Source organism: Bradyrhizobium sp. USDA 3397 (assembly GCF_054060965.1).
Genome location: NZ_JBSSDS010000001.1, coordinates 1,237,947 through 1,253,461, shown reverse-complemented (window position 1 = coordinate 1,253,461; position 15,515 = coordinate 1,237,947). Strand labels below are relative to the sequence as shown.

The 15,515-nt window shown below is 65.6% G+C and carries 13 protein-coding genes; 1 reads left to right on the top strand and 12 read right to left on the bottom strand.

The genetic code is table 11. The annotated features are described in order from the left end of the window. Window positions 1–6: 6 nt before the first annotated feature. The 7 genes from ACVWYQ_RS05885 to ACVWYQ_RS05855 form a co-directional block, all read right to left on the bottom strand. Window positions 7–948 carry a GAF domain-containing protein gene (locus tag ACVWYQ_RS05885; protein ID WP_271537721.1) on the bottom strand — a complete coding sequence of 314 codons (942 nt, stop codon included), beginning with the start codon at window positions 946–948 and terminating at the stop codon, window positions 7–9. Window positions 949–1,165: 217 nt separating this feature from the next. Further along, complete coding sequence (locus ACVWYQ_RS05880; RefSeq protein WP_271537723.1) at window positions 1,166–1,600, bottom strand: hypothetical protein; 435 nt, start codon at window positions 1,598–1,600, stop codon at window positions 1,166–1,168. Between the two features lie 385 nt (window positions 1,601–1,985). Continuing rightward, the gene (gene lexA, locus ACVWYQ_RS05875; protein WP_036009965.1) at window positions 1,986–2,687 is read right to left on the bottom strand and encodes a transcriptional repressor LexA; all 702 of its coding nucleotides are present in this window, start codon (window positions 2,685–2,687) and stop codon (window positions 1,986–1,988) included. Window positions 2,688–2,863: 176 nt separating this feature from the next. Next, window positions 2,864–4,072 (bottom strand): molybdopterin molybdotransferase MoeA, encoded by a 1,209-nt coding sequence (locus ACVWYQ_RS05870; RefSeq protein ID WP_271537726.1) that lies wholly within the window; start codon window positions 4,070–4,072, stop codon window positions 2,864–2,866. Between the two features lie 219 nt (window positions 4,073–4,291). Then, the gene (locus ACVWYQ_RS05865) at window positions 4,292–4,495 is read right to left on the bottom strand and encodes a hypothetical protein (RefSeq protein WP_128265692.1); all 204 of its coding nucleotides are present in this window, start codon (window positions 4,493–4,495) and stop codon (window positions 4,292–4,294) included. Between the two features lie 158 nt (window positions 4,496–4,653). Further along, complete coding sequence (locus ACVWYQ_RS05860; RefSeq protein ID WP_036025208.1) at window positions 4,654–5,277, bottom strand: HAD family hydrolase; 624 nt, start codon at window positions 5,275–5,277, stop codon at window positions 4,654–4,656. A 26-nt stretch (window positions 5,278–5,303) separates the two neighbouring features. Next, window positions 5,304–6,437 carry an alpha-hydroxy acid oxidase gene (locus ACVWYQ_RS05855; protein WP_271537729.1) on the bottom strand — a complete coding sequence of 378 codons (1,134 nt, stop codon included), beginning with the start codon at window positions 6,435–6,437 and terminating at the stop codon, window positions 5,304–5,306. Window positions 6,438–6,739: 302 nt separating this feature from the next. On the opposite strand from ACVWYQ_RS05855, the gene ACVWYQ_RS05850 reads away from it, so the two are divergent. Continuing rightward, window positions 6,740–8,074 (top strand): S41 family peptidase, encoded by a 1,335-nt coding sequence (locus ACVWYQ_RS05850; protein WP_271537732.1) that lies wholly within the window; start codon window positions 6,740–6,742, stop codon window positions 8,072–8,074. 81 nt (window positions 8,075–8,155) lie between these two features. On the opposite strand, the gene ACVWYQ_RS05845 is transcribed toward ACVWYQ_RS05850, so the two are convergent. From ACVWYQ_RS05845 to ACVWYQ_RS05825, 5 genes are all read right to left on the bottom strand, one after another. Continuing rightward, entirely contained in the window at window positions 8,156–10,888 is a 2,733-nt protein-coding gene (locus ACVWYQ_RS05845; RefSeq protein ID WP_271537734.1) for a bifunctional diguanylate cyclase/phosphodiesterase, read from the bottom strand. 177 nt (window positions 10,889–11,065) lie between these two features. Next, the gene (gene moaC, locus ACVWYQ_RS05840; RefSeq protein ID WP_271537736.1) at window positions 11,066–11,596 is read right to left on the bottom strand and encodes a cyclic pyranopterin monophosphate synthase MoaC; all 531 of its coding nucleotides are present in this window, start codon (window positions 11,594–11,596) and stop codon (window positions 11,066–11,068) included. Between the two features lies 1 nt (window position 11,597). Next, entirely contained in the window at window positions 11,598–12,419 is an 822-nt protein-coding gene (trpC, locus tag ACVWYQ_RS05835) for an indole-3-glycerol phosphate synthase TrpC (protein WP_271537738.1), read from the bottom strand. 8 nt (window positions 12,420–12,427) lie between these two features. Next, window positions 12,428–13,441, bottom strand: a complete 1,014-nt coding sequence (gene trpD, locus ACVWYQ_RS05830; RefSeq protein ID WP_271537740.1) for an anthranilate phosphoribosyltransferase — start codon at window positions 13,439–13,441, stop codon at window positions 12,428–12,430. Between the two features lie 14 nt (window positions 13,442–13,455). Then, window positions 13,456–15,354 (bottom strand): SurA N-terminal domain-containing protein, encoded by a 1,899-nt coding sequence (locus ACVWYQ_RS05825; protein WP_271537742.1) that lies wholly within the window; start codon window positions 15,352–15,354, stop codon window positions 13,456–13,458. Window positions 15,355–15,515: the final 161 nt, after the last annotated feature.

The window sequence follows — 15,515 nt, the reverse complement described above, 5'->3', positions numbered from 1 at the left end:
CGCGGATCACAAATACCAGGCCAGCACGGCGTCAAGCCTTCCGTTGCCGATGACCGGCAGGGCCACCATTCGGCTCAGCCCGGCTGCGCAGGCTTCGGAGCCGGCTATCGAGCCGTCACGGGTGAGATCGTCGTTGAGCGCGGGCATGCCGGCGGCCCAGGCGCCGCCGATGCTGCCTTCGCCCCTGGCGATGGACTGCGCCGCATAGCGTGCGGCGAGGTCGGTCTGTGCGCTGCAATCGCCGGCGCGAAAGACCAGCGCCGAACGGTCCTCGTTCGGGACCCAGATCTCGAAGCGTCGTGCAATCGGCGTTGCCTGCGCGGACAGGAATGTCAGAACCCAGGTCTGGTCGGTACCGGTTCCGTAGGGCACGCCGACGCCGAGATTGATCCCGACCTTGGCGGCGTCCTCCCAGCGCAAGAAGCTCTTGGCGTCGTGCAAGTCCTTGATGATCAGTGGCAGGCCCGCCTTCCAGGTGCGTCCGGGCAGGCCGAAGCCGCGCGGAAATCTGGTGTGGCGGGAGTTGAATTCGAACATGTCCGCGGTGCCGTAATAGCCATCGACGAGCCCCATCTCATGCGAGAGATCAGGATCGTTGTGCCAGAGTTCGATCGCGCCGACGTGCGCCTCGTCGTCGCCGCAGAACAGCACCAGCACGGCTTGCAGGAATTCGCCCGCGAACACCGGCACCGCCACGCCGCAGGTGAGGCCGGCCGCAGCGGCCTGATCGGTCCGCTTGAAATAGGAGTTGGCGAATTTCGTGAGGATGACGGGGTGGCCACAGGCCCAGGCCTTGCCTGGAAGTCCCTCGTCATATCCGAAGTGCAGCTCTTCGCTGACGGCCTTGAACGCGGACAGCCCTTCGTCGTAGAGGCCGCCGCCGAATTCCAGCCGCATGCGCGTCCGGTCGGGTACCCAGAGTTCAACGACGCGAATGAAGGTCTTCATCGAGCCTGTCCGCCGCCTCAAGCCACTGCAGCATCGGTCATTTGGCTGCGGAGCGAACGTTCAAAATTCAGGCAGGACGGCCCAAACTTCATGCGGCGACGAGGCGCGGCGGCGGGCTCGCCGATCGAATGTCCTGAAACAAAAACCCACCGGGCTCGCCGGCCTCGGCCGGCGACGGCAATTTCAATCCCGGGCTCGGCCTTTCGGCCGAAGGGCGTCAGCCGATCGGCAGGCGCGTGATCGTGGGCCGCGTGTCGGCGACGGTCTGCGGCTTGTGCTCGCGCTCGGGGGCCGGCTGCGTCACCGGCAATTGCAGCACGGTCGCGCGCTGGCCTTCGACGAGCTGCGTCACCAGCACATATTTGCCGTCGGGAAATTCGATCGCGTCATGATGGCGATCGGGAATGTGCGGGTCGATCTTGCCGAACTTGCCGACGCGAGAGTTCACGGTGCGCGTCCAGATCCAGCGGTTGTCGTAGCGGACGTCGTCGGCGAAAGCGAGCTCCGTTCCCGGCAGCAGACAGACCGCGACGGAGGGATCGGCTTCAGAAGCGAAGCCGCGCGTCGAGGTGCCGCGGAAGGTTGTCGTGACGATCGTCTCGCCGACTACGGCGGGGCGCGTCGCGACGGCATGCAAGCTGTAGTCACACATCGGGTGCTCCTCATGCTGGGATAGCGACCCGCGTCTCTTTCGAGGCGCAGGCCTCTATCAGAGTGGAAGCATACAACGCTCTGCTCGGTTATGGGCAAATCTGCGGCTCGCGTTCGCAGCACGCGATCACATTATCTTTCCCGGATTCGATAGGAACAAACCTCGCGTCCTTGCATTCGGCCGGAGCTATCAGCACTGCCGGCACAACTCTACCGGCGAAGCAGAAATGGCTGCGCGCCTGCGCGGGCGAATGTCGCGCGGGAAGATGGACCGGACAGCCGGCGCAGAACCAGAGAAACCGTCCAGCCGGAGCGGACAAGTATCCGCTCCGATCCTGGATCGCCGATGCCGATCGAAGCGCGCGCGGCGCTTGAGACTTCCGGTATCAGTACTTCCGGTAAAGCCCGATCAACTTGCCCTGGATCTTCACGCGGTTCGGCGGAAGAATGCGGACCTCGTAGGCGGCATTGGCGGGCTCGAGCGCGATCGAGGCGCCGCGGCGGCGGAAGCGCTTGAGCGTGGCCTCCTCGTCGTCGATCAATGCCACCACGATGTCGCCGGTATTTGCGGTCTCGTTGCGCTGGATCAGCGCCATGTCGCCGTCGAGGATGCCGGCCTCGACCATCGAATCGCCGCGCACTTCGAGCGCGTAGTGCTCGCCCGAGCCGAGCATGTCCGGCGGCACGCTGATGGTGTGGCTGCGGGTCTGCAGTGCCTCGATCGGCGTGCCGGCGGCGATGCGGCCCATCACGGGCACCGCGACCGGGCGCTCGCCCTCGTCCGCGGGCGGGCTGGAGCTCGCGCGCACCTTGCCGAGATTGCCCTCGATGACGCTCGGGGTGAAGCCGCGGCGATTGCCGGCGGCGGCCTGGAGCTCGGGCAGCTTGATCACCTCGATGGCACGGGCACGGTTGGGCAGGCGGCGAATGAAGCCGCGCTCCTCGAGCGCAGTGATCAGGCGATGGATGCCTGACTTCGAGCGCAGGTCGAGCGCATCCTTCATCTCGTCGAAGGACGGCGGCACGCCGCTTTCCTTCAGACGCTCGCTGATGAACCGCAGAAGCTCGTATTGTTTGCGCGTCAACATCTCGACCAAAGTCCCCCGGTTGATGTCGTTCGATTCCGAGACGATGAAGTCGGCAATAAGCCGCTACATCCTCGAAACAAATCATGAACGGACACTATATGTTCGATATGTGTTCCGCAACTGCTTAATTTATGGTGAACGCGGCCAAACTCGCGGAATGCGTGTGGCTGGGCGGCTCAGACGGGCAGCCGGAGCACCTCGCAAGGCGTCCCTGCCTCGGCCTTCGGCGCGAACGGTGCACGCACGAGAAGTACCTGTGCCGCAGCGAGATTCGCAAGCAGGGAGGAGTCCTGATGGCTGACGGGAAGGGCGACGCGCGTGCCGTCGTCGCGCACCTCCAGTCGCGCACGCAGATAATCCTCGCGCTGGTCGTTGGCGGCGAGATCGCGGCCCAGCACGGCGCGCTCGCGCTGATGATGAATCGCTGAACGGCCCGACAGGGCGCGAATCAAGGGCACCATGAACAGGAAGGCGCACACGTAGGACGACACGGGATTGCCGGGCAGGCCGATCACGCGCATCGCGCCTAGTCGACCGTGCATCATCGGCTTGCCGGGCCGAATCGCGATCTTCCAGAACGCCATCGCGATGCCTTCGCCCTTGAGCGCCTGCTGGACCAGGTCGTGGTCGCCGACCGACGCACCGCCGGTCGTGATCAGGATGTCGGCGCCGCTCTCGCGCGCGCTGCGGATGCCGGCGGACGTCGCCTCCAGCGTATCGGCGGCAATTCCGAGGTCGATGGTCTCGGCGCCCTCGCTGCGGGCGAGCGCATGCAGGGCATAGCCGTTGGAATAGACGATCTGGCCACGACCAGGCGTGGTGCCTGGCATCACGAGCTCGTCGCCGGTGGCGAGAACGGCAACCCTCGGGCGGCGGATGACGGCGAGATGCGGATGATTCATTCCGGCGGCAAGGGCGAGATCGCGCTCGGTGAGACGGATTCCCTTGCGCAGCAGCACGTCTCCTTCGCGGAAGTCGACGCCTGCAGGGCGGATGTGCCGGCCGAAAATGGCGGCTTCCTTGATCGTGACATGTTTGCCGTCGGCAGCCGTGTCCTCCTGGATCACGACGGCATCGGCGCCGTCGGGAACGACGCCGCCGGTGAAGATCCGCACGGCTTCGCCGGGGCCGACGCTTCCCGCGAACGGCCGGCCCGCCGCGACCTCACCGACGACGGTCAACCTCGAATCGTATGCCGCGTCCGCCGTGCGCACGGCATAGCCGTCCATCGCCGACATTGCCTCCGGCGGCTGCGTGCGCCGTGCCGCGACATCGCGGGCGAGCACACGATGGTAGGCCTCGTCGAGGCAAACCATCTGTTCAGCCAGCGGCTCGACGCCGGCCAACACCGCGGCAAGCGCGTCAGAAACCGGCATCAGGGCCACGGGCGAACTCCTGCTGAGCACATCAGTCAATGGGCGGCGAGAGTTCTAGCCGAGTGCAGGCGTGAGGCAAAGCAGCACGCGGGATGATTTATCCTGCGTGATCGCGGGGTGGAGGAGGTCGGCTCAACTCCGCCGCGGCATGATGCGGAAGGCGAGACAGACCGGAACGAGGATTGCCATGGCAAGGACGAGAATGACGAGCGCCACGGCCAGCATCGGTCAACGCTCCGTCGGATCGCCTGGACTGAAATCCGCGACGTCGGGCGCCTTGGGACCCTGATCTTTGTCGGGCAGCGGATCGGCCTGGGATTTCAGGTCGGCGGCCTTGCTGATCAGCTTGGCGGAGAGGTCAGAATCCGAGGTGGTTCTAGCGAATTCGAGCAGGAGAGAGGCTTGCTTGGTGAGATAGGTCTTGCCCAGCACGTCGATCAGTCCAATGTAGAAGTCCCAACGGACTCATGAGTCCGAAAGGTGGTATTCCGTTCCCGGAACTCTGTATAAAAATGCACAAAGTGATCAGGTTCCACAATTTCAGCAGTTTTTGTTCCGGCAAGTGAGCGCGCTCCGGGCTTTCCCGCGGCTCAGATCCCCAGTGCTTTCAATGCGTTCCCGACATCGCGCGGCGAGGTGACATGCACGGCGGTCAACCCCCGCGCCCGCGCTCCCTCGATGTTCTCGGCGAGGTCGTCGAAGAACACGATGCGCTCGGCCGGCACGCCGATCGCCGCCACGACATGGTCGAAGGCCTCGGCATCCGGTTTGCGCAGGCCGATGCTGGAGGACAGATACAGCTCGCGGAAATGGCCGAGCAGACCGGCATATTCCTTCGAGAAATAGTCGACGTGCGGCCGATTGGTGTTGGAGAAGGCATAGAGCGGCATCTGCTTCGCCGCCCGCGGCAGCAGCTCGGCGATATCAGGCATCTCGCCGGCGAAGATCGCGTTCCAGCCTTCCAGGAATTGCGCATCCGAGATGCCGATCCCGAGCGAGGACCGCAGCGAGGCGAAATAGTCCGCATCGCTGATCTTGCCCATCTCGTGCAACCGGTAGGCCTCGTCGCGCACATAGCGCGCGATGATGGCCTCGGGCTGGCAGCCGGCATGTCCCGCCCAGCAGGCGATCGCCTTGGAGAAGTCGATGTCGAGCACAACGCGCCCGAGGTCGAACAGCAGCGCATCCGCGCTGCCGGGAGAGAGCGATGTCATTGCGTCCTTCACTTCAGTATGGCGCGTCAGTAACGATAGGGCTCGTGATCGAACAGCGGGAACGCGCTGAACACGCTGGGCGCGTTGGTGGCGGTCGCCGGATGCAGGCAGGATTTATCGATCTCGGCGAATGAGGTGGCGCCCAGGAGGCCGAGGCAGCGCAGCACCTCGTCTTCGAGCAGCTCCAGCATCCGTGCGACGCCGGCTTCGCCGGCTGCCGCCAGCGCCCAGCATTGCAGCCGGCCGATGCCGACGAGGTCGGCGCCCGCCGCGATCGCCTTGACGATGTCGGTGCCGCGGCAAAAGCCGCCGTCGACCATGATCCTGGCGCGGCCCTTCACGGCGTCGACGATCTCCGGCAGCACGTGCATGGCGCCGCGGCCGTGGTCGAGCTGGCGTCCGCCATGGTTGGAGACGTAGATCCACTCGACGCCGTGATCGAGCGCGATCTGCGCATCCTCGGCCGTGGCGATACCCTTGAGGATCAGCGGAATTTTGAACGTATCCTTGATCATCTTCACGGTCCGCCACTCCAGGCCCTTCTGGAAATCGCCGCCGGTGGCGCGCAGGCGGCTCTCGCGAACGTAGCGCTTGGCGATGTCACGTTCACGACGGCTGTAATGGGCGGTGTCGACGGTCAGGCAGAAGGCGGCATAGGCGTTCTTCTCGGCCCGGCTGACGACATCGGCGACGAAAGCATCGTCGCCGCGGACATAGAGCTGATAGAGACGCAGTGCATCGGGGGCAGCCTCGGCGGTCGTCTCGAGGCCGGGCTCGGACACCGAGCTCAGCATGTGCGCGGCGCCGAACCTGCCTGCAGCGCGCGCGACGCTCGCCGCGCCATCCGGATCGAAGATCTCGAGTGCGCCGACGGGAGCCAGCACCACCGGCAGACGCAGCTTGCGGCCGAACTGCTCGACGCTGCCATCGATCCTGCGCACGTCGCGCAGCACGCGCGGGCGGAAGGCGATCTCGTCGAGCGCCATGCGATTGCGCCGCATCGTGGTCTCGGTCTCGGCGGCGCCGACGATGTAGTCCCAGGCATTCTGGTTGAGGTTGGCGCGCGCCTTCCGGATGAACTCGTGCAGGTTCTGGAACGGCTCGTCGCTGGCGCCGAGCTCGACGTTCCGTTCCGGCCGGATGCGGGGCGCTTCATTCATTGTTGTCCTCCCGAGAATTTGAAGTCTTGTCGCCATCGCCTATCGCGTCCGGCCCTCCAAAACCATCCTAAAATCGCATAGCTGCGAGGCGTGAGCGGCTCGGACCGGCGTCGTGTTGCTTCGAAACAGTTTCGGAACGTTGCCAAAAGTTTAGGCCAAGGCGAAGAGATTTCTTCGGTGTACCCGCCAGCGCGGCATCCCGGCCTTGAAGAAACCAGAATGGTATTGTGAGAGATGGACTGGATCGCCATTTGCATGGCGTTTCCCAGCCTCAAGAGAAACGCCAAGCAAAAGGCACCTTCATGCGGAAAACCCTGCTGTTCCCCCTGGGCGCGCTCACGGGAGCGTGCCTGACCCTTCTGGTAGCCAGCCCGCAGGGCGGCGTATGGGCAGCGCGGGCGGCAGTGAGTGCGAATGATGCTTATTCCCAGCTCAATCTGTTCGGCGCGGTGTTCGAGCGGGTCAAGGCCAGCTATGTCGAGAAGCCGGACAATGCCAAGCTGATCGAGGGGGCGATCACCGGCATGGTGACCTCGCTCGACCCGCATTCGCGCTACATGAACGCCAAGGCCTGGACCGAGATGCAGGAGACCACCTCCGGCGAGTTCGGCGGGCTCGGCATCGAGGTCACGATGGAGGATGGCCTCGTCAAGGTCGTCTCGCCGATCGACGACACGCCGGCTTCGAAGGCCGGCATCATGTCCGGCGACCTCATCGGCAAGATCGACGGCGAGGCCGTGCAGGGCATGACGCTCGAGCAGGCGGTCAACAAGATGAAGGGACCGGTCGACACCAAGACCAAGCTGACCATCATCCGCAAGGGCGCGGATGCGCCGCTCGAGGTTGCGATCACGCGCGAGATCATCCATGTGCGTCCGGTGCGCTTCCGCGTCGAGAACGGCGACATCGGCTATATCCGCATCACCTCGTTCAACGAGCAGACCGCCGACGGCCTGAAGAAGGCGATCGCCTCGGTCTCCAAGCAGGTCCCGCCGGAGAAGCTCGCCGGCTACGTGGTTGATCTGCGCAACAATCCGGGCGGCCTGCTCGACCAGGCCGTGTCGGTGTCGAGCGCCTTCCTGCAGCGCGGCGAGGTCGTTTCGACCCGCGGCCGCAGTCCGGAAGAAACCCAGCGCTTCACCGCCCATGGCGGCGACCTCACCAAAGGCAAGCCGATCGTGGTGCTGATCAACGGCGGCTCGGCCTCGGCCTCGGAGATCGTTGCCGGTGCACTGCACGACCACAAGCGCGCGACGTTGATCGGCACGCGATCGTTCGGCAAGGGCTCGGTGCAGACCATCATTCCGCTCGGCTCCGGCAATGGCGCGCTGGCGCTGACCACGGCACGCTACTACACGCCGTCGGGCCGCTCGATCCAGGCCCAGGGCATCGCGCCCGACATCGAGATCCTCCAGGACGTGCCGCCCGAGCTGAAGGGGCGGATGGACACCATGGCGGAATCCCAGATGCGCGGGCATCTGTCGGCCGACGGCACCGAGCAGACCGGATCGCAGTCCTACGTTCCGCCGGAAGAGAAGGACGATAAGGCTCTGCACGCAGCCTACGACTTCCTCCACGGCGTTACGGCAAATGCCGTCGCTGCCAAGCCAGCGACGAAGTCTGCAGTGCCGAACTAGATCTTACGACGTTTCGGATCATGTTTCGCCCGGGAGCGGAGGACCGCTTCCGGGCGATTTGGTTTGCAGCGCCGTTTCGGCCTAACCGACCTCGCGGCGGCGGCTCTCGCGGCTTTCGCGCCGGGCGAGCCGGCTGCGGTGCAGCGCGAACAGCTCCAGCATCTTGTCGGCGGGTTTGGCGGCGCTGAACAGATAGCCCTGCATCTCGGAGCATCCGAGCGTGCGCAGCAGACGCTGCTGCTCCTCGGTCTCGACGCCCTCGGCCGTCGTGGTCATGCGACGGGCGGCCGCCAGGTTGACGACGGCTTGAACGATGCTGGCGGAGCCGTCGGGACGGGCGATGTCCTCGACGAAGCAGCGGTCGATCTTGATCTTGTCGAACGGGAAGCGGTGCAGATAGCTCAGCGACGAGTAGCCGGTGCCGAAATCGTCGAGCGCGATGCGCACGCCGATGGCGCGGAGCTGGTGCAGGATGGCAAGCGCGGCATCGTCGTCGCGGATCAGGACCGCCTCGGTGATCTCGAGCTCGAGCCGGCTCGCCGGCAGGTTCGACGCGGCGAGCGCCGCCATGATCTTCAGCGCCAGCGTGCCGCTCTTGAACTGCACCGGCGAGACGTTGACGGCGAGGCGGATGTCGTCGGGCCAGCTTGCCGCGTCCCGGCACGCGGTCGCCAGCACCCATTCGCCGATCTCGTTGATCAGGCCGGTGTCTTCGGCGATCGGGATGAAATCCGCCGGCGAGACCCAGCCGCGCTCGGGATGGCGCCAGCGCACCAACGCCTCGCAGCCGGTGATGCGGTCGTCCTTCAGGCCGAGGCAGGGCTGGTAATACACCTCGAGCCCGCCTTCGCGGCCGCCTTGCGCGATGGCGTGGCGCAGGTCGCCCTCGAGGTCGCGGCGTTCGCGGACCTTGGCGTCCATGGCCGGCTCGAAGAAGCGGTAGGTGTGGCGTCCGGCGGACTTGGCCGCGTACATTGCCATGTCCGCATTCTTCAGGATCTGGTCGAGCGCCGTGCCGTGTTCCGGCGCGAGCGCGATGCCGATGCTGGCGTCGCTGGTGAGATGATGGCCCATGCAGTCGACCGGCGTGCGGATGGTTTCGAAGACACGCGCGACGAGCTCGTTGACCTGATCCAACGACGTCACCGCGCCTTGCACGATGGCGAATTCGTCGCCGCCGAGGCGCGCCACGAAGTCTGCCGGGCCGGCACAGCGGCGGAGGTTCGTCGCGATCGATTTCAACAGCTCGTCGCCGACGAGATGGCCGAGCGCGTCGTTGACGCCCTTGAACTCGTCGATGTCGATGTAATGCACCGCGGTCTGCTCGCCGTGGCGGGCCGCAGCCAGCTCCTGCCGCAGATGCTCGTGAAACATGGCGCGGTTGGGCAGGTCCGTCAGCGCGTCGTAGTGGGCGAGGTGGGTGATGCGCTCCTCGATGCGCCGGCGCTCCGTGATGTCCTCATGGGTCGCCACCCAGCCGCCATCCGCGAGCGGCTCGTTGAGGATGTGGATCGAACGGCCGTCGGCGGTATCGACCACCATGGAGTTGCGGAGATGGATGTCCTTCAGGACGCGCGCGACGTAGGCATCGACGTCGCCGGTAAACGAGCCGGTCGTTTTGCGATGGGCGATGATGTCCCGAAAGCTGCAGGCGGGCTTCACGATCTCGGCCGACAAGCCGTACATCTCGATGTAGCGCTGGTTGCAGACCACGAGCCGCTGCTCGGAATCGAACAGCAACAGGCCCTGCGTCATGTTGTTGACGGCGCGGTCGAGCCGCTGCTTCTCCAGCGTCAGCTGTTCGCGCGAAAGGCGGTGCTGCTCCAGCAGCTTGCGCACGACGGCAATCAGCACGCCTGCGATCGCGAGCGCGGAAGAGGCTGCGATCGAGATCAGAATGCCGATCTGCTCGCGCCAGTCCGCCAGGGCTGCTGCGCGCGTCGTGGTGGCCATCACCAGGATCGGGAAGTGGGGCAGGGCGCGGGAGGAGATCAGCCGGTCCTCGCCGTCGACCGGGCTGTTGAAGCGGCCGGCGAAATGATCGAGCCCGAACACCCTTTGATGCTCGAACGGTCCGGTCTTGAAGTTTCGCCCCATCAATTCGCCGGACTGCGGATAGCGGGCGAGCAGTGTGCCGTCGCGATGCAGCATCGAGATCGTCGCGCCTTCGCCGAGCACCACGGAGGCGAAGAACTTCTCGAAGTTGGCGGGCTCGATTCCGCGTCCGACCACACCGAGGAACTCGCCGCGTGGCCCGACGACCCTCCGGGCCACCAGAATGGTCCACGCACCGGAGACGCGGCTGTGCAGCGGCTCGATCAGGACATCAGGCGCATTGGGATCGTACTTGAAGGTGCGGAAGTAGGCACGATCGGCGACATTCACCTTGGGGGCCGGCCACGCCGTCGACGAATTGATCAGATTGCCTTCGGCATCGATGATGTTGACGCCGCCCATGTAGGGCAGCGCCTCGATCTTCGACCGCAGCCTCCGATGCACGTCCTCGCCCGAGAGGCGCTTGCGATAGTCCTCTCCGGTCGCAATTCCGGTGGTGCGGACGTGATCGACGAAATCCTTCTGGATGACGGCGAAGTCCTGCAATTGCTGGTCGAAATGATGAGCGAGCAGCAGTACGGTGTTTTCCAGCTCGCGGCCGGAATTGCGCAGCGCCCGCTCCCGGAAATTTTGCGCGATCAGGACCGAGCCTATGGCGATGGCCGCGATCAGCAGCGTGCCGCCAACCACCAGCCAGCGGATCGGACCGCTGCGCACGAAGACCTGGTCAAACAGACGATTGCCGAATTTCATCTTCATGCTGGATTCGTTGCCGCGCACACGTCAGGATCAATTCAGGACCCTGAGAACATCCGTTGGTTTACGGTGACGGTGTGGAAGTAAAGTTAGGAAGCGCGGTTAACGAGACGTGAATGCTCGCGCGCAAAAGCAATCCATGCGCGCGGCGCGAAACCGGCGTGCTTGCGCAAACCCGCGTCAGGCGCGGTAATGGCCGGATTTGCCGCCGAGCTTCTCGACCAGATGGATGCCCTCGATGCGCACGCCGCGCTCGACGGCCTTGATCATGTCGTAGATGGTGAGGCAGGCGACCGACACCGCCGTGAGCGCCTCCATCTCGACGCCGGTCGGTCCCGTCACCTTCACGCTGGCCCGTACCACGCAGCCCGGCAGCTTGGCGTCAGGCTCGATATCGACGATGACCTTTGACAGCGCGAGCGGATGACAGAGCGGGATCAGCTCCGAGGTGCGCTTGGCGGCCATGATGCCGGCGATGCGCGCGGTGCCGAGTACGTCGCCTTTCTTGGCGTTGCCGGACACGATCAGATCGAGCGTCGTCTTGGTCATGACGACGCGTCCCTCGGCGACCGCAAGCCGCTCCGTCGCGGGCTTGTCCGAGACGTCGACCATCCGCGCTTCGCCGGAGGCGCCGATATGGGTGAGGGCCGGGCCCGCCTCGGCTTTGGCCTGCTTCGCTTTGGCCAACCTCTTCGCTGGCTGGCGCGCCATGTCAGCGCGTGCCCGCCGCGCGCGCCGTCGCCTGGCGCGCGAGCAGCGAGCGCGTCGCCGCCGTGACGTCGGCCTGCCGCATCAGGCTCTCGCCGACCAGGAACGTCGCCATGCCGACGCGCTCCAGCCGGGCGAGGTCCTCGGGCGTGAAGATGCCGCTCTCGCCGACCATCAGCCGGTCCGAAGGGATCAGCGGCGCCAAGGCCTCGCTGGTCGCGAGTGTGGTTTCGAAGGTCCGAAGATTACGGTTGTTGACCCCGATCATCGGCGAGCGAAGTCTCAGCGCCCGGTCGAGCTCGGCGCGGTCATGGATCTCGATCAAGACGTCCATGCCGTAGGCGAGGGCGGCGTCTTCGAGGTCTCTTGCGGCGGCGTCATCGAGCGCCGCCATGATGATCAGGATGCAGTCGGCGCCGTGCGCGCGGGCCTCGACCACCTGATAGGGATCGAACAAGAAATCCTTGCGCAGAACGGGAAGCGAGGTTGCTTCGCGCGCGGCTATCATGAAGTCGAGATGGCCCTGGAACGAGGGCGTGTCGGTCAGCACCGACAGGCAGGCGGCGCCGCCGGCCTCATAGGCCCTGGCGAGTGCCGGCGGGTCGAAATCGGCGCGAATGAGTCCCTTGGAGGGCGAGGCCTTCTTGATCTCGGCAATCAGCGCGTAGCCGCCCTTGGCGTGCTTTGCCTTGATCGCGCGCAGGAAGCCGCGCGGCGCGGAGGCGGCCTTGGCCTGCGCCTCGACGGTGGAGAGCGGACGCGCTCGCTTCGCCGCCGCGATCTCCTCGCGCTTGTAGGTCTCGATCTTGGTCAGGATGTCGGACATGCGGGAGTTCAGCTCTTGGAGACCGTGACCAGGTGCTTCAGCTTCGCGTTGGCTGCGCCGCTGTCGATCGAGCGGACGCCGATCGCGACGCCCTCCTTGAGGTCCTTGGCACGGCCGGCCACGACCAGCGCGGCGGCGGCGTTGAGCAGCGCCACGTCGCGAAAGGGGCTCGGCTTGCCGTCGAGCACGCTCTGCAGCGCGATCGCGTTGGCATCGGCGTCGCCGCCTTTGAGCGCACCGGCCTCGCAACGCGAAAGGCCGGCTTCCTCCGGCGTCACCTCGAAATTCCGGATCTCGCCGTTGTGAAGCGCGGAGACGAAGGTCGGGCCGGTGAGTGTGATCTCGTCGAGGCCGTCGGAGCCGTGCACCACCCAGACGGAGTCGGAGCCGAGATTCTTCAGCACCTGCGCCAGCGGCTGCACCCATTGCCTGGAGAACACGCCGACCATCTGCCGCTTCACGCCGGCCGGATTCGACAGGGGACCGAGCAGATTGAAGATCGTGCGCGTGGCGAGCTCGACCCGGGTGGGGCCGACGTTCTTCATGGCGGGATGGTGGGCGGGGGCAAACATGAAGCCGATGCCGCATTCGCGCACGCAGCGGCCGACCTGCTCCGGCTTGAGATCGATCCTCACCCCGAGCGAGGCCAGCACGTCGGCAGCGCCCGAGCGCGACGACAGCGCGCGGTTGCCGTGCTTGGCTACGGGCACGCCGGCGCCCGCGACGATGAAGGACGCGCAAGTCGAGACGTTGACCGAGCCGGAGCCGTCGCCGCCGGTGCCGACGATGTCGACCGCCTCCGGCGGCGCCTGCACGGTCAGCATCTTCGCGCGCATCGCCGCGACCGCGCCGGTGATCTCGTCCACGGTCTCGCCGCGCACCCGCAGCGCCATCAAGAGCCCACCCATCTGCGAGGGCGTGGCCTCGCCGCTCATCATGGCATCGAAGGCGGAAGCGGCTTCGTCACGCGACAGGCTGGCGCCGGTCGCCACTTTTCCAATGATCGATTTCAGGTCGTCCATCGCGTGCTTTCAACTCACTGGTTCGCGCCGGTCACCTGCGCGAAGGCGGCCTGATTAATGGTGGTCCCGATGTCGGTTTCAAGCTTGTTGACGTAGGAAGCGACCTGCTCCTCGGTCTGGGCGCGGTCGAGGCTCTCCTTCAGCTTCTTGACCGCGTCGGAGGCAAAGTCGACCGCGGGATCGACGATGTCGGTGACGCGGAAGACGATCACCTCGCCGCCGCCGCTCACGGCCGTCTGTCCGATGCCGTCCTTGGCGGTGCGGAAGGCCGCCGCCACGACGGTGCCGGGCACGCCGGCGGGCGAGTCGTCGCGCTTGAAGCCCGTCGCGGTCTCGACCTTGGCGCCGACAGCGGCGGCCTCGTCGGCGAGCTTGCCGCCCGCTTCGAGCTTCTGCACCATCTCGGTCGCCTTGGCCTTCAGCTTGGCCGCGATCTGGTCCTGGCGCCAGCGCCCCTCGACCTGGTCGCGGACCTCGTCGAGATTGCGGTCGCGCGAGGGCGTGATGGCGAGCACGTCGTACCAGACATAGCCACCCTTGAACGAGATCGCGTCGTTGTCGACGCCGACGTCGGTGTTGAAGGCCTGCGACACCACGTCGAGGCCCTGCGGGATGTTGGCGATCGGCTGGCCGTTCGGGGCGCGGCCGGAGCGGTCGACGGCCTCGATGGTCACGGCGGTGAGGCCGAGCTTCTGCGCCGCATCGATCACGCTGGAGCCGCCGCCGCGCTCGTCTTCCATCTTGTCGCGGAGGTCGGCGACCTTGACGCGCGCACGCTCAGTCGCGATCTCGCGCTTGATGTCGCCGACAAGCTTGGTGTAGTCGGCCTCGGCGCCCGGCTCGATCTTGTCGACCCTGACGATTGCGACGCCGAGTCCGCTCTGGATCGGCTGGCTGATCTCGCCGGCAGGCAGCGCGAACGCGGCATCGCCGACGGCGGGCGTGAGCGAAGACTTGGTCACCAGTCCCAGGTCGACGTCGGAGGCGCTCAGCCCGCGTTCCTTGCCGATGTCCTCGAACGACGTCCCGCCGACGAGGCGCTCGCGAGCGGCTTGCGCTTCGGCAACGTTCGGAAACACGATCTGCTGGATCTGGCGCTTTTCCGGCGTGCCCAGCCGATCCTTGCGCTGCTCGAACGCCTTCCGGGCATCCTCGTCCGAGACCTCGGTCCATTTGCCGATCTCTTCCGGCGAGACCACGACGAAGGAGATCTTGCGATATTCGGGCGCGCGGAACTGGACCTTGTGATCCTCGAAATAGGCGGCAAGCGCCTCGGGCGAGGGCGGGTCGATCGGACCGGCCTGCGCGGCGTCGAGCCGGACGAATTCAATCGAGCGTTGTTCGTTCTGGTAGCGCGTCAGGACGTCGACCATGGCCTTCGGGGGCTCGAGGCCGGCGCCGACCGTGCCGGTGATCTGCCGGCGCAGCGATACCTTGCGCTGTTCGGCGACATAGCGCTGCTCGGTGTAGCCGAAATTGCGGATCAAGGCTTGGAAGCGATTGGGGTCGAAATTGCCGCCGATACCCTTGAAGTTGGGGTCGTTCATGATGAGCTGGCGGATCTGCTCGTCGGATTGGCCGAGGCCGAGCCGGCGCGCCTCTTCGTCAAGCGCGGCCTCGGCAATGGTCTGCTGCAGCACCTGGCGGTCAAGGCCGAACGCGCGCGCCTGGTCGGACGTCAACGGACGGCCGAACTGGCGGCTGATCTGTTGCAGGCGGTCGGTGTAGATCTGGCGGAACTCGTTGAGCGAGATCTCGGTGCTGCCGATCTTGGCGACCGTGGACTGGCCGAAGCCCTTGAAGATGTCGGCAATGCCCCAAATGCCGAAACTGATGATCAACACGCCCATCACCACGGCCATAATGATCTTGCCGAGCCAGTTCGATGAGGCCTTGCGTATTCCTCGGAGCATTTGGTCCAACTTGTTTGGTCAGGAGGGGAACGGAGCGCGTCTTAATGCAGATTCCGCAAAAGCGCGTCACCAAATTGATAGATCATCATAAAGTGGCGGCTTTCCCCCCGCAACCTCGCCCCGGGCGACCACTTGAAGCTGCGGCGAAAGGGCCTCTGGTC